At 36.9% G+C, this 14,372-nt stretch carries 14 protein-coding genes; 10 read left to right on the forward strand and 4 right to left on the reverse strand.

The genetic code is table 11. The annotated features are described in order from the left end of the window. Window positions 1–66 precede the first annotated feature (66 nt). The 10 genes from tilS to ES677_RS05510 all read left to right on the forward strand — a co-directional run bounded on the left by tilS (window position 67) and on the right by ES677_RS05510 (window position 9,220). On the forward strand, window positions 67–1,383 hold the full coding sequence (tilS, locus tag ES677_RS05465) for a tRNA lysidine(34) synthetase TilS (protein ID WP_148380682.1): 1,317 nt from the start codon (window positions 67–69) through the stop codon (window positions 1,381–1,383). A 67-nt stretch (window positions 1,384–1,450) separates the two neighbouring features. Beyond that, entirely contained in the window at window positions 1,451–3,070 is a 1,620-nt protein-coding gene (gene ade, locus ES677_RS05470; RefSeq protein WP_148380683.1) for an adenine deaminase, read from the forward strand. 41 nt (window positions 3,071–3,111) lie between these two features. Further along, a complete protein-coding gene (locus ES677_RS05475; RefSeq protein ID WP_148380684.1) occupies window positions 3,112–4,071 on the forward strand; it encodes a YheT family hydrolase in 960 nt (319 codons plus the stop codon). A gap of 43 nt (window positions 4,072–4,114) precedes the next feature. Further along, a complete protein-coding gene (locus ES677_RS05480; protein WP_148380685.1) occupies window positions 4,115–4,714 on the forward strand; it encodes an N-acetylmuramoyl-L-alanine amidase in 600 nt (199 codons plus the stop codon). 5 nt (window positions 4,715–4,719) lie between these two features. Next, on the forward strand, window positions 4,720–5,187 hold the full coding sequence (locus ES677_RS05485) for a hypothetical protein (RefSeq protein ID WP_148380686.1): 468 nt from the start codon (window positions 4,720–4,722) through the stop codon (window positions 5,185–5,187). 36 nt (window positions 5,188–5,223) lie between these two features. Then, window positions 5,224–5,547: a hypothetical protein gene (locus ES677_RS05490; RefSeq protein WP_148370172.1), complete on the forward strand. Its 324-nt coding sequence runs from the start codon at window positions 5,224–5,226 to the stop codon at window positions 5,545–5,547. Window positions 5,548–5,582: 35 nt separating this feature from the next. Beyond that, window positions 5,583–7,121, forward strand: a complete 1,539-nt coding sequence (locus ES677_RS05495; RefSeq protein WP_148380687.1) for a YifB family Mg chelatase-like AAA ATPase — start codon at window positions 5,583–5,585, stop codon at window positions 7,119–7,121. An 84-nt stretch (window positions 7,122–7,205) separates the two neighbouring features. After that, window positions 7,206–7,664 carry a hypothetical protein gene (locus tag ES677_RS05500; protein ID WP_148370174.1) on the forward strand — a complete coding sequence of 153 codons (459 nt, stop codon included), beginning with the start codon at window positions 7,206–7,208 and terminating at the stop codon, window positions 7,662–7,664. A 7-nt stretch (window positions 7,665–7,671) separates the two neighbouring features. After that, window positions 7,672–8,388, forward strand: a complete 717-nt coding sequence (locus ES677_RS05505) for a hypothetical protein (protein WP_148380688.1) — start codon at window positions 7,672–7,674, stop codon at window positions 8,386–8,388. Then, complete coding sequence (locus tag ES677_RS05510; protein ID WP_246124378.1) at window positions 8,381–9,220, forward strand: sensor histidine kinase; 840 nt, start codon at window positions 8,381–8,383, stop codon at window positions 9,218–9,220. Before ES677_RS05505 ends, ES677_RS05510 begins: the two co-directional genes overlap by 8 nt. A gap of 177 nt (window positions 9,221–9,397) precedes the next feature. Here ES677_RS05510 and ES677_RS05515 read toward each other — a convergent pair whose 3' ends face one another. From ES677_RS05515 to ES677_RS05530, 4 genes are all read right to left on the reverse strand, one after another. After that, a complete protein-coding gene (locus ES677_RS05515) occupies window positions 9,398–10,768 on the reverse strand; it encodes an aldehyde dehydrogenase (protein WP_148380689.1) in 1,371 nt (456 codons plus the stop codon). 191 nt (window positions 10,769–10,959) lie between these two features. Then, window positions 10,960–11,655, reverse strand: a complete 696-nt coding sequence (locus tag ES677_RS05520; protein WP_148370176.1) for an RluA family pseudouridine synthase — start codon at window positions 11,653–11,655, stop codon at window positions 10,960–10,962. A gap of 71 nt (window positions 11,656–11,726) precedes the next feature. Beyond that, on the reverse strand, window positions 11,727–12,545 hold the full coding sequence (gene panB, locus ES677_RS05525; protein ID WP_148370177.1) for a 3-methyl-2-oxobutanoate hydroxymethyltransferase: 819 nt from the start codon (window positions 12,543–12,545) through the stop codon (window positions 11,727–11,729). Between the two features lie 216 nt (window positions 12,546–12,761). Continuing rightward, window positions 12,762–14,189, reverse strand: a complete 1,428-nt coding sequence (locus ES677_RS05530; protein ID WP_148380730.1) for an L-serine ammonia-lyase — start codon at window positions 14,187–14,189, stop codon at window positions 12,762–12,764. Window positions 14,190–14,372: the final 183 nt, after the last annotated feature.

A 14,372-nucleotide genomic window follows, 5' to 3' on the forward strand; every position in this document is an offset into this window, starting at 1 on the left:
TTAACTTACAATGCTTTCTTACATTTGTAATAGGGATTATTAATTCAAATATTTAAAATCCATACTGTGCAAAACACCTTTAAAAACCATATAGACAAACAGCTCCCTTTTTTAAAAGACAGCCGCCTATTAATCGCTATTTCTGGGGGATTAGATAGTGTGGTACTTACACATTTGTGCAAAAATGCAGGATTGAATCTCGCTTTGGCACATTGCAATTTTAATTTACGACCCGGAGATTGCGACCAAGACGAAACTTTTGTGATGGCCCTTGCCGATGCCTTGGATACAGAAGTGTTTGTACAAAGTTTTGATACCAATGCGTTTTCCGAGGCACATAAAATATCGACGCAAATGGCAGCGCGTGACTTGCGTTATACGTGGTTTAACGAACTCATTACGTTGTTAAAATTCGATTATGTATTAACTGCGCATCATGCGGACGATGCTCTAGAAACGGTTTTGATTAATTTATCTCGGGGTACTGGCTTAGATGGTTTAACGGGAATCCCGGAAGTTAATGAGACTGTTGTAAGACCATTATTACCCTTTTCAAGAGCTGAAATTGAAAATTATGCTAAAATAAATAATATAGAATGGCGAGAGGATAGCAGCAATGCATCTACAAAATATCTACGCAATAAATTACGTCACGATATTATTCCACAGTTAAAAGAAATTAATCCGCAATTTTTAAGCAATTTCAAAAATACGTTGTCGCATTTAAAAGCGAGTCAGGCGATTGTAAACGAGAGTTTAGATTTAGTATTAAAAGAAGCGGTGTTGTTTTCGGATGCTGTTACCACGAAATTCAGTATTTCTGTTTTACAAGACTTAAAGTCTACAGAAGCCTTCTTATATGAAATATTTAAAGATTTTGGGTTTAATAGTGGTGCTGCAATTGGCGATTTAATGACAGCGCAATCTGGAAAGCAATTATTAAGCGACACACATCTCCTTTTAAAAAATAGAGCGGAATTAGTATTGACGTTAAAATCGGAAAGCGATGGCGAAGATTGTATTACAATTACACAAGGTGTCGAGCGGATTAAAATAAATAGTGGAACTTTAGTTATTACGGAAGTCGCTTCTATTTCAGAGCATAACGCAAACACTGTTTTTGTTGATAAAGACTCACTTCAATTTCCATTAACTGTTAGAGCTTGGGAAAATGGCGATTACTTTTATCCTTTAGGAATGCAAGGGAAAAAGAAACTGAGCAAATTTTTTAAGGATGAAAAACTATCTGTTTTAGAGAAAGAAAGAGCTGAATTATTGTGCACTAACGACGACATTGTCTGGGTGATTAACAAGCGCTTGGATAATAGGTTTAAAGTGACAGAAAATACAACCCAGATTTTAAAAATAACCATTGAAGCGTAAACAATACTGCGCATTTATAGACACTGTCTTAGTCTAAACGGCAGTAATAACATAAAAATTACCAAAAATGACACTACAAGGGCAAATCGTCGATATACAAAATAAACGCATATACAAAGGAGAAATTACAATTGAAGGGGGTAAAATAGCAGCGATTGAAGCGAAAGATCACGCCATTGAGACTTACATTTTGCCTGGCTTTGTAGATGCGCATATTCATATTGAAAGCTCGATGCTAGTGCCTAGTGAGTTCGCAAAATTGGCAGTGACACACGGTACCGTTTCTACAGTTTCCGATCCTCACGAAATCGCCAATGTGTTGGGTGTTAAAGGTGTGGAGTTTATGATTGAAAACGGAAAGCAAACGCCCTTTAAATTTAATTTTGGCGCTCCGTCTTGTGTGCCAGCAACCGATTTCGAGTCGGCTGGCGCCAGTATCGATGCCGATGCGATTAAAACCTTAATGGCGAATCCAGATATAAAATACCTCGCCGAAATGATGAATTATCCGGGTGTTTTATTCGATGATGCGCAGGTTTTAGAAAAAATAAAGTGGGCAAAACACTATAATAAACCCGTCGATGGACACGCGCCAGGTTTAAAAGGAGAGGCGATTACAAAGTATATTGCGGCAGGAATTTCTACCGATCACGAATGTTTTACGTACGATGAGGCTTTAGAAAAACTTCAAAAAGGAATGACAGTGATTATTCGCGAGGGGAGTGCCGCTAAAAACTTTGAAGCTTTAATCGATTTGCTACCAGAGCATTTTGAAAATATGATGTTTTGTAGTGACGATAAGCATCCGGACGATTTAATAGTGAGTCATATTAATGCGTTGTGTGCTCGCGCGGTGGCAAAAAAAATGGATCTATTTAATGTTTTGCAAGTGGCATGCATTAATCCGGTGAAACATTACAATCTTGATGTTGGCTTACTTCAAAAAGGCGATGCTGCCGATTTTATAGTAGTCGAAGATTTAAAGGACTTCAAAACAGTAACGACTTACATTAATGGAAACGCCGTCTTTTCAGAAGGTGTCGCACATATTAAAGACGTGGCCTTTCAAAATCTGAATAACTTTAATACCGACCCTAAAACGGTTCAGGAATTTAAATACACGTCTTCAGCAAAAAAAATAAGAGTTATTGAATGTTTAGATGGCGCATTAGTCACCAACGAAATTATTGCCGATGCCGTAATTGAAAATGGAAATTTGGTGTCTAATACCGAAAATGACGTCTTAAAAATGACAGTTGTTAACCGGTATCAAAATCAAAAACCGGCGATTGCGTTTATAAAGAATTTTGGATTAAAAGAAGGAGCGATTGCGAGCTCCGTGGGGCACGATTCTCATAATATAATTGCAGTTGGCGCTACAGATGCCGCCATTTGCGAAGCGGTAAATGCTATTATCGACGCCAAAGGTGGTATTTGCGCGGTTAAAAACGATACTGTTAAAACCGTCGCTTTACCCGTAGCGGGAATTATGAGTGATAAAGATGGGTACACGATTGGTAAGCAATACGCAGCACTGGATGCGATGGCAAAAACAATGGGGTGCACGCTAAATGCACCATATATGACCTTATCTTTTATGGCGTTGTTGGTTATTCCAGCTCTGAAATTAAGTGATAAAGGCTTATTTAACGGCACCGATTTTAAATTTACACCATTAGAAGTGTAAGCAAATAGTAGTATCTTAACCGTTTTAAATACAGGAGTACAATGCCCATTATTACCTCGCAATACAAGCCGCCATTTTTTACTAAAAACCCGCATATAGCGACCATATATTCTGGCCTATTTCGCAGGGTTCGTGGTGTTGTACAAAAGCGTGAACGCGTGACGCTTGCCGATGGCGATTTTATGGATTTAGATTGGAGTTTTTCAAAACAAAAATCTAATAAATTAATTGTTTTGCTTCACGGTTTAGAAGGTGATGCTCAACGACATTATATGTTGGGTGCCGCAAAACTGTTTAATGAAGCGGAAGGCGATGCGGTTTGCGTCAATTTTAGAGGATGCAGTGGTGAGGAAAATAGTAAATTTCGCTCGTACCATTCTGGGGTTGCCGAAGATTTAGAAGAAGTTATTCAATTTATTTTAAATGAAAAGCAATACACTCATATTTACTTAAATGGCTTTAGTTTAGGTGGTAACGTTATCTTAAAATACTTGGGCGAAACCCCTAATATACCGTCTGAAATTAAAGGAGCTGTCGCCGTTTCTGTGCCTATTCATTTAAAAGGGTCGATGCTAGAGCTGCACACCTTTAAAAACATCTTGTACAACATTCGCTTTAAACAGCATCTTTTAGATAAATTGAAACGGAAACATAAATATTTTCCCGAAGAATTATCCGCAAAAACCATTAAGAAAGTGAAAACACTAAAGGATTTTGATGATGTTTATACCTCTAAAGCACACGGTTTTAAAGATGCTTACGATTATTATAAAAAAAGTAGTAGCCTTCAATTTTTGCCAAATATTTCGGTACCTACGTTATTGCTAAATGCCTTAAACGATTCTTTTTTATCTTCCGAATGTTATCCCATTAAAGAAGCAAAGGCCAATCCGAATTTATACTTAGAAATGCCTGATTACGGAGGACACGTTGGGTTTTATGAAAAAAACAGCTTGTATTACAGCGAAAAACGCACATTAGAATTTATTCAATCTATTTAAATCTTATTTTTTACTAACTTTAAGGGAATCAATACGTTTCGCTATGTTAGTGCTTTTAGATAATGGTCACGGCGGTCTTATAAATGGTGTTTACCAAACTGCTGGTAAGCAAAAAGATTGGGGTGAAAATGGTGTGTTTTATGAAGGTGAATTTAATCGCGCCATTGTAAATGGTATTATCGAACAGCTTACACGGTTAACTATTTCTTACGTTAATATTGCTCCCAAATATCGCGATGTCACCTTACGAACACGCGTAAATAGAGCGAATGTCTATAATTCTAATAACGCTTTTTTATTAAGTATTCACTCTAATGCTGGAGGAGGTTCCGGTTTCGAAGTATTTACCACGCCCGGAGAAACACGCAGCGATCCTATCGCGACTATTTTTGGTATTGCTTTTAAAGAAGAATTTCCAGAGCAAACGCTTCGAACCCACTATAACGATGGTGATTTAGATAAAGAACACCGCTTTTATCTTTTAAGGAAAACCAATATGCCTGCGATATTAACCGAAAATTTCTTTATGGATAACGTTAAGGATTTTCAGACTTTTTTAAATACTAGAGAAGGTCGGCAACGCATCATTAATTTTCACGTCAATGCGATAGTAACCGTTAAAAATAATCTATACAAAACCTAAATAGTATGCTTTTACAAAAACAATATTCCCGGTCTCTCTTACTAGTTGTCTTCACCTTTTTAGCGGTGTCGTGTCAGAGTTTAAAAACCGCCGTTTACGACCAATATTCGTACCAACAAGCGATTTCCTTAAAAGTAGAAAGTGATGCGTTATTAAACCAGGCGACGACTTCTTTTTTGGAACACGAAGAAGCAGTGACTACGTTACGTTTAGAATTGAAGAAATTAGTAGAGTACGAGAAAAATAAACCGAGTAACTCGATTTCGTATGCTATGCTTCAGTTAATGGCTAATAAAGACAGAAATCTTTTAGCCGGTTTTTTAAAACGATGGGAAGATGAAGAGCAATTGTCTGAAGCTTTTACTACTGAAGCTAAAGCACAAATTAGGGAAGCTTTCGATTTAATTATTAAGTACGAAGCTGATAAAAATAAAACCAACACGACCAATATTCTTGATTTTTTAGAAGACTAACCGCATGTAAAATACTTCATTTAACACCTTAAACTTATGGATTTCGAAGAACTATTAAAACTGATAAAAGAAGAATTGATTCGCGTTTTAGGTGAAAGCTATTCAGAATATAAAGAAGAAACAAAGGAAGATATTGAAGCTTTTTTGGCCGCTTCACGCGTAAAATTAGAACGTTGGACAACACTTTTAGTGTCTGAAGATTTAACCGTTACGGATTATGAATGGTTAGTGAAAAGTCAAAAAGACATTTTAGTATTGGAAGCTTTGTATAAAGCAGGCGCTTCAAAACGCAGATTGGGGCATTTAAAAAATAAAATAATTAAAACGGTGGTCGATACCGTTGTTCGTGCAGTATTATAAAATTTTTCTTACATTGTTATCAAAACCAACCGTTTATGCTGAAAAAAGTTTTTGGAAGTGCCGTTTTTGGTGTCGAAGCGACAACAATTACCGTAGAAGTTAATGTGGATGGCGGCATTGGCTATCATTTAGTAGGCTTGCCCGATAATGCCATTAAAGAAAGTAATTACCGTATTGCTGCGGCACTGCAAAATAACGGCTATAAAATACCCGGAAAGAAAATAACAATTAATATGGCGCCTGCCGATTTACGCAAGGAGGGAAGTGCCTACGATTTAACGTTGGCTATTGGCATTCTCGTAGCGTCTAAGCAAATTAAAGCCGACGCTTTAGGCGATTATATCATTATGGGAGAATTGTCTTTAGATGGCGGTTTACAGCCTATTCGGGGTGTGTTACCAATCGCTATTAAAGCAAAAGAAGAGGGGTTTAAAGGGTTTATTTTACCCACGCAAAATGCTAAAGAAGCAGCCATTGTAAATGGACTCACGGTTTACGGCGTGGATAATATAAATCAGGTCATTCAGTTTTTTGATAAGAATGAACCGCTGGAGCAAACCATAATAGATACGAAAGAAGAGTTCGAAAAGAATTTAAACTTCCCTGAATTCGATTTTAGCGATGTTAAAGGTCAGGAATCCATTAAGCGTTGTATGGAAATTGCGGCTGCTGGCGGACATAATATTATTTTAATTGGACCGCCGGGTGCAGGAAAAACGATGCTAGCGAAACGCTTACCCAGTATTTTACCACCAATGACATTAAACGAAGCATTAGAAACAACCAAAATACATTCGGTTGCTGGGCGTATCAAAGCAAATATTGGTATTATGGCGCAACGGCCATTTCGGAGCCCACACCACACAATTTCTAATGTAGCCCTCGTCGGTGGAGGAAGTTATCCGCAACCCGGAGAAATATCATTATCGCACAACGGCGTTTTATTTCTTGATGAATTACCCGAATTTAAACGCGAAGTCCTCGAGGTAATGCGGCAACCGCTAGAAGATAGGGAGGTGACAATCTCTAGAGCGAAATTTACGGTAACCTATCCCTCGTCTTTTATGTTAGTAGCGAGTATGAACCCGAGTCCCAGTGGTTATTTTAACGATCCTAGTGCGCCGGTCACTTCTAGTCCTGCCGAAATGCAACGGTACCTTAGTAAAGTTTCTGGGCCGTTGTTAGACAGAATAGATATTCATATTGAAGTGACGCCAGTGCCGTTTGAAAAATTAAGTGACGAGCGCAAAGGGGAATCTTCAGTAGAGATTAGAAAACGCGTTACACTGGCGAGAGCACTGCAAACACAACGTTTCGAAGACTCTTTAACGGTGCATTACAACGCGCAAATGAATACCAAACAGATTAGAAAACATTGCGAGCTAGACGAACCGTCCAAAGGGCTCTTAAAAACAGCTATGGAACGTTTAAATCTTTCTGCTCGTGCGTACGACCGTATTTTAAAAGTATCGCGAACCATAGCCGATTTAGAGGGCGCTACTTCAATTAACGGCGCACATATAAGTGAGGCCATCCAATATAGAAGTTTAGACCGCGAAGGCTGGTTAGGATAAAAGCGTATTAAACTAGAACTGTTAAAAAAAACTTTTCTATTTTTGGTATCTAACTAATTAACAATTAAACGCTATTAATCAATTATGTTGACATTAGGGATTTTAGTACTCGGTATTATTATAGGAGGAGGAATTACTTACCTATTATTAAAAAACTCATTAAGCTCTCAAGGTCCTGGAGTGCCTATTGTTCCTGCGGGAGTAATTACGCCAGTACAAGCAAGAGATCTTGACGAAAACTGGACAACATTAAGAAAAGTAGCAAACGATACCGCTGCAGCAAAACCAGACAATCGCTCGTCGTGGTATTCGTTGGCAGATATGGAAAACTTTATTACGCTTACAAAATCTGAAAACGCAAAAACAAATGGGTTTCGTATGTATTTAGGTGTTAAAACCACAGAAACTGACGAAACAGGTTACACAACAATTTTTATGGTAGCTACCGAAGATGATCGCGGTGCAAATAAAGATATTCCAACCGCTAAAGTTCTAGATATGGGTGGTGCTGGTTACCCACCACAAGCTAATTACCCACAATAATTTAATTTTGGAAGATTTTATACTAAAAAATTACATCTCTTTAGTTTATTTTTTTGAAGCAACGGTGATTGTAATAGGATTAATAAATTTCAAGAAATATAAGGGTACTGCGGCTAAATATTTTATATACTTTACAATCTACGCTTTAATTGTAGAGTTATTAGGGCTTTATACGGAATGGATTGAACAAAATGATTCTTTATGTTGGATTTATTATCTTGTAGAAGGCACTATTTTTAGTAGAAACTATTGGTTCTTTCAATTTTTTTGGATTATTGTTAGTCCTTTATTTTATTCTTTTTATTATTTCAAGGTTGCTAAAAACGTTCTCTTAAAAAAAAGCATTAAATATGTCGCTCTTATTTTTGCTGTAGTATCGATAGCATTGCTTTTTATTAACTATAAGGTGTTTTATACTAACTTTTATTCCCCAATAAGTTTATTAGGGTTGCTTATTATTTTGTTTTTAGTGTTCTCTTTCTTTATAGAACTTATACAATCAGATTCGATTTTGGTTTTCTATAGGTCGTTGTCTTTTTATATAAGTGTAGGGATTTTAGTCTTCTGGTTATTAACAATACCACTAGAATTTTATGAAAAGTATTATAATATTTATGACTATGGTTATATTTATTTAAAATTTAAAGTGTATCTCTTTTCAATTTTATTTATGAATTTAAGTTTTGCAGTAGGTTTAATTGTTTCAAATACTAAAAATGAATAACGTTTTACTTTTTTTTATAAATCAAAATGTGTCTACTGCTTCCGAGCGATACTTGCTCGTTTATATGATTGGCGTTTTGTTTACCGTCTGTGCACTTATTATAATCTTTTTTATAGTGTTTCAAAAGCGGAAAAATAAATTGCTTTTAGAAAAAATAGAACGTGAGCAAGCATTTCAAGAGGAGATTTCTATTACCCAAATTGAAATTCAAGAGCAAACACTAAAAAATATAGGTCAAGAATTACACGATAATGTGGGCCAAATTTTATCGGTTGCGAATATGAATATGAGTATTTTGGCGATGCAAGTACCTGCAGAGCTTAAAGGATCATTTTCCGATACTAAAAATGCCGTAAAAGATAGTTTAAGCGAATTACGTGCCTTATCTAAAACCTTGAATAGCGATGTCATTTCTAATCGAGGATTTCAAGAGTCTATTACAGGTGAAATTAACCGATTAAATAAATTAAAATTAGTAAACGCCACTATAGAAATTGTGGGCGATCCAATGCTTTTTACGGAAGGGAAACAGAGTATTATCTTATTTAGAATTCTTCAGGAATGTATTTCGAATACCGTAAAATATGCCCAGGCAACAGTCTTTAAAGTGGTTTTAAACTATACTGAAGAAGCGCTGCTAATTTCAGCAGAAGATAACGGAAAAGGTTTCGACATGGCTTCCGCGGAAAAAGGATCGGGTTTAATTAATATGAAAAATAGAGCAGAACTTATAAATTCAGAATTTAAGTTAACGTCTTCTGAAGGTAATGGAATGCAATTACAATTAGAATACCCGTATCAAGAAGCTTTTTTAAATGTCTCGAAAAGATAAACGCTCTTTTGCAAAAGATGCAAGAGTGCTTTGCATTTAGAGTCAAGAATCAACATTTTTATAAGACACAAAATAGTTTTGCATTTAGAGTCAAAATGTAACTAGCTTAAAATAGTGTCTACGCTAGCGCAGTTGGGAGATTTTTAAAGACGAAAAATACTAATGTATCGCTGAAGACTACAACCATTTTAGAATTCGTTTTATAAAACTAAGCTTGTTTTTATAGGGCGCATAACGCAACGGTAAATCCAGCCAATTCGATTTTTTAACAATCGCTTTTTGATGCGAAAAAGTATCGAAAGATAATTTACCATGATAGGCTCCAATACCGCTATTTCCTACACCTCCAAATGGCAATCTGTGGTTTATAAAATGGATAATCGTATCGTTAATAACCCCGCCACCAAAACTGTATTTAGCAATAATTTCTTTGTAAAAAGCAGTGTTTTTGGTAAATACGTAAAGCGACAGCGGTTTATCGTAGCTTAAAATAATAGCGTCTAATTCTGAAGTCTTTGTATACGAAATAACCGGAAGAATAGGGCCGAAGATTTCATCTTTCATCACTTCGCTACCCAAAGTCGGTTCGTCGATAATAGTCGGAGAAATGTATAATGCCTCACTAGAGGTTATTCCGCCAATAACGCAGTTTTCATTTTTTAGCATTGTGTTCAACCGCTCAAAGTTTTTAGCATTAATAATGCGTGCATAATCGTGAGACGCTTGTGGGTTTTTAGAATATGCTTTTTGTATTTCGGCTTTTAGTGCGGTGTAAAACGCCTCTTTTTTGGAGTGATGGATTAAAACATAATCGGGAGCAATACACGTTTGGCCTGCATTTAAAAATTTACCCCAAACAATACGTTTTGCCGTTAATGCGATAGGAGCGGTTTCGTCTATAATACTTGGGTTTTTACCACCCAGCTCTAAGGTGGTAGGCGTTAAATGATGGGCAGCAGCTTTAGCCACAATTTTACCCACGTTTACGCTGCCGGTAAAAAAGATATAATCCCAACGCTGTGCCAGTAATTCTTCCGAAACGTCTACGCCACCTTCAATCACTACCACGTGTTCCGGTTTAAAGACTTTAGAGACGATCTCGTTAAGTAATGCTGAGGTGTTTGGCGTGAGTTCGCTAGGTTTTAATACGGCAGTGTTTCCGGCGGCTATTGCAGCAATTAACGGTGCCATTGCCAATTGATACGGATAATTCCACGGCGCGATGATTAAAACGGTACCGTAAGGCTCAGAATAAATTTTATCGGTAGAAGGGAAGTTCAATAACGATGGGAACACGCGTTCCGGTTTTGCCCAGCCGCTTAGCTTTTTCAACGTCATATCAATTTCTGAAATGACAACAGCAGTTTCAGATAATACACTTTCAAACGCAGGCTTATTAAAATCTTTTTTTAAGGCTGAAATTATGGCGTCTTCCCGTTGAATTAATGTCGTTTTTAAAGCTTTTAACTTCTCTTTTCTAAAGGAAACAGATTTGGTTTCACCCGATAGAAAATAGCTTTTTTGAGACTGCACACTGTTTGAAATCATACTCGTTTTATTAACTGAATTAATTGTGGTAGTAATCGCTGTTTTAACTGAGGAAAAGATACTGATTTAAAGTTTAATGTGCTTAAAAGGAACAGAAATCAAAACTATTCACCAATAACCATTCACTTTTAAAGCTTCTAGTGTTTCGCAAAAGCATTCAAAATGAAGAGGAAATTAAATAAAAAAAGAAACTACAAACACGCGTTCCAAATCGGATCGTTTGGTAACGGTGCTTCAATAGTTAAATCGACATTAGATACCGGATGTTTAAAAGCAATCGCTCTAGCGTGTAAACTAATGCTCGCATCTCTATTACTGCGATCAAATCCGTATTTTAAATCGCCTTTTATAGGAGAACCAATACGCGACAATTGCGAACGAATTTGATGATGACGCCCGGTTTCTAGATTCACTTCCAATACATAATAATTATCTAAAGCTTTTAAAATGGTGTAATGTAAAATGGCTTTTTTACTTTCTGGCACTTCCTTAATATAGGCCGTAGACTTATTGTTTTTAGGATTCTTTTTAAGATAATGAATTAAGGTATCGGCCTCTTTTTCGGGTTTATTCTTTACTAGAGCCCAATACGTTTTGGAGATGTCTTTAGAAACAAATAACTTGTTTAGTCGTGGTAATGCTTTCGAGGTTTTCGAAAAAATAACCAAACCCGTTGTTGGTCTGTCTAAGCGATGCACCGTGCCTAAATACACCTTGCCGGGCTTATCGTGCTTTATGGCAATATATTCTTTAACGACATCGCTAAGCGGTTTATCGCCCGTTTTATCGCCTTGTACAATATCTCCCGCGCGCTTATTAACCACGATTATATGGTTGTCTTCGTAAAGCACTTGTAAGTTGGAGGCGTTAGATAAAATTTTGGACACTACGTAAATAATTTAGAAAATCAATAGACCATAAAAAAGCAAACTATTAAAGTTGAATAGCGCTTTTAAAATTAATACTGTTCGGTATCGTTAGGGAAATCTCCGCTTTTAATATCTTCTTTATAGTGCTGGAAAGCAGAAGTCATCTCTTCATAAAGATTCATATAACGACGTAAAAATCGCGGATTGAATTCGTGTGTCATCCCGATCATATCGTGCGTTACTAGCACTTGTCCGTCTACACCATTTCCAGCACCAATACCAATAACAGGAATCGAAACACTCTCGGCAACTTCTTTCGCTAGCTTTGCAGGGATTTTCTCTAAAACAATGGCAAAACAGCCCGCTTTTTCTAATAAAAGAGCATCTTCTTTTAAGCGCTCTGCTTCTTCATCTTCTTTAGCACGCACGGTGTAGGTACCAAATTTATAAATAGATTGCGGCGTTAAACCTAAATGGCCCATAACCGGAATACCGGCGTTTATAATACGCTTAATAGATTCTTTAATTTCTTTACCACCCTCAATTTTCACGGCGTGTCCGCCACTTTCTTTCATAATTCTAATCGAAGAACGCAGCGCCTCTTTCGGGTCACTTTGGTAACTTCCAAAAGGCAAATCGACTACCACTAAAGCGCGTTCTACGGCTCTCACCACCGATGAGGCATGATAAATCATTTGGTCTAAAGTAATAGGTAACGTCGTTTCGTGACCCGCCATAACATTACTCGCAGAATCGCCCACTAAAATAACATCTATACCCGCGCCATCAACAATTTTTGCCATAGTATAATCGTAGGCCGTAAGCATCGATATTTTTTCGCCGTTAGTCTTCATATCGACTAACGATTTTACGGTAATTCTTTTGTATTGTTTTTTAGCTACAGACATAGTCTTGAATATTGTGTTTTAATTGTAGTGTAAAAGTAGTAAATTATGAATAACCAGTTGCATTTATTTATTTGCGCAAGCGGAATCGCTAATCGTTCAATTTACAAGTGATTATACTTTTTGAATAGGTGAAACGAGTTTCAGCATTTTTAAAAACCTCATTTTTCTGAAGCTTTATGGGCTAGTTTACATAATTCCGACCCTTAAAAATGGCGCTTAACAATCTGATAAATTCACACGAACTGCCAGTCCGCCTTCGCTAGTTTCCTTATATTTTGTGTTCATATCTTTTGCGGTTTCCCACATAGTATCGACTACTTTATCCAACGGCACTTTTACGTTTTTAGGATCGGTTTCTAGCGCTAATTCGGCGGCATTAATCGCTTTAATAGCTCCCATAGAATTCCGTTCTATACACGGTATTTGCACCAAGCCACCAATAGGGTCGCAGGTTAAACCTAGGTGGTGTTCCATTGCAATTTCGGCAGCAATCATAACCTGTTCTGGCGAACCTCCTAACAATTCACATAGTGCTGCGGCAGCCATTGCCGACGATACGCCAATTTCTGCTTGGCAACCGCCCATTGCGGCACTAATCGTTGCTCCTTTTTTAAAGATGCTTCCAATTTCTCCAGCAACCAATAAGAATTGTTTAATTTCTTTAAAACCAGCATTGTGGTCTTCAATAACTAAATAGTACATCAATACCGAAGGAATAACACCCGCGCTTCCGTTTGTTGGAGCTGTTACAACGCGACCTAAAGACGCATTGACTTCGTTTACACTCAACGCAAAACAGCTTACCCATTTTAGTATTTGTCTAAACTTAACTTCACTCTGTCTAATGCTATGCATCCATTCGGTAGCGTTAACATAAGGCACTTCAATATTTAAGTTTTTATGCATATCGAACGCACGACGACGTACATTTAAACCACCCGGTAAATGCCCCTCTGTATGGCAGCCTAAAAACATACACTCTAGCATAGTGTCCCAGATTCTGTTAAACTCAAAATCTATCTCTTCATCGCTACGCAGTGAGCGTTCGTTTTCTAAAACAATTTCAGAAATCGATTTATTTTCGGCAATACAAAACGCTAAGAGTTCGGTTGCTTTATCAACAGGAAACGGGAAATCTTTCTTTAATTCCTTCTTTTCTTTATCAACAGTACGTTCTTCTTTCACTACAAAACCACCACCAATAGAGTAGAAGGTAGACTGGTGTAATACTTCGTTTTGTGCATTAAAAGCCGTAAAACACATACCGTTAGCATGAAAAGGTAAGAACGATTTATTATAAACAATATCCGTTTCCGGATTAAAATTAATAGCGCGCTCGTTGTTTAAAATCAGCGTATGTGTACTCTTAATGGAAGCGATTATACTGTCCATAGTATCTGTTGGTATAGATTCTGGATCAGAACCATTTAAACCAAGCATTGTTGCTAGATCTGTAGCGTGGCCTTTTCCTGTTAAAGACAAAGAGCCATATAGATCAATTTTAACGTGGTCAATTGAGCTAAAAACATCCTCCGATTTTAATTCATAAATCCATCGTTCACCAGCACGCCAAGGGCCTAAAGTATGCGAACTTGATGGTCCAACGCCTATTTTTAACATGTCAAAAACCGAAATGCACTCCATTATATTAAATCCTTTTACAGTTATAAACACAAAGATAGATTTTAGATCTGTAGAAACTAATTATTTTGGTTAATTACTACTTATATATGGGCTGTATTTTAGGGCTACCTAAATGGGCTAAAAAAAATAACTGACACGATGTCACATTTGTTTTGTTGGCATAATCATTGTTTTAAACAGACC

Source organism: Bizionia gelidisalsuginis (genome assembly GCF_008086185.1).
GTDB lineage: Bacteria > Bacteroidota > Bacteroidia > Flavobacteriales > Flavobacteriaceae > Bizionia > Bizionia saleffrena.

Bases quoted from the DNA above. Each gene is read 5' to 3' on its own strand.
- ES677_RS05495 (WP_148380687.1), top strand. From the start codon at position 5,583: ATGCTGAAAAAAGTTTTTGGAAGTGCCGTTTTTGGTGTCGAAGCGACA.
- ES677_RS05475 (WP_148380684.1), top strand. From the start codon at position 3,112: ATGCCCATTATTACCTCGCAATACAAGCCGCCATTTTTTACTAAAAAC.
- ES677_RS05510 (WP_246124378.1), top strand. From the start codon at position 8,381: ATGAATAACGTTTTACTTTTTTTTATAAATCAAAATGTGTCTACTGCT.
- ade (WP_148380683.1), top strand. From the start codon at position 1,451: ATGACACTACAAGGGCAAATCGTCGATATACAAAATAAACGCATATAC.
- panB (WP_148370177.1), bottom strand. From the start codon at position 12,545: ATGTCTGTAGCTAAAAAACAATACAAAAGAATTACCGTAAAATCGTTA.
- ES677_RS05480 (WP_148380685.1), top strand. From the start codon at position 4,115: ATGTTAGTGCTTTTAGATAATGGTCACGGCGGTCTTATAAATGGTGTT.
- ES677_RS05500 (WP_148370174.1), top strand. From the start codon at position 7,206: ATGTTGACATTAGGGATTTTAGTACTCGGTATTATTATAGGAGGAGGA.
- ES677_RS05515 (WP_148380689.1), bottom strand. From the start codon at position 10,768: ATGATTTCAAACAGTGTGCAGTCTCAAAAAAGCTATTTTCTATCGGGT.
- ES677_RS05490 (WP_148370172.1), top strand. From the start codon at position 5,224: ATGGATTTCGAAGAACTATTAAAACTGATAAAAGAAGAATTGATTCGC.
- ES677_RS05485 (WP_148380686.1), top strand. From the start codon at position 4,720: ATGCTTTTACAAAAACAATATTCCCGGTCTCTCTTACTAGTTGTCTTC.
- ES677_RS05530 (WP_148380730.1), bottom strand. From the start codon at position 14,189: ATGGAGTGCATTTCGGTTTTTGACATGTTAAAAATAGGCGTTGGACCA.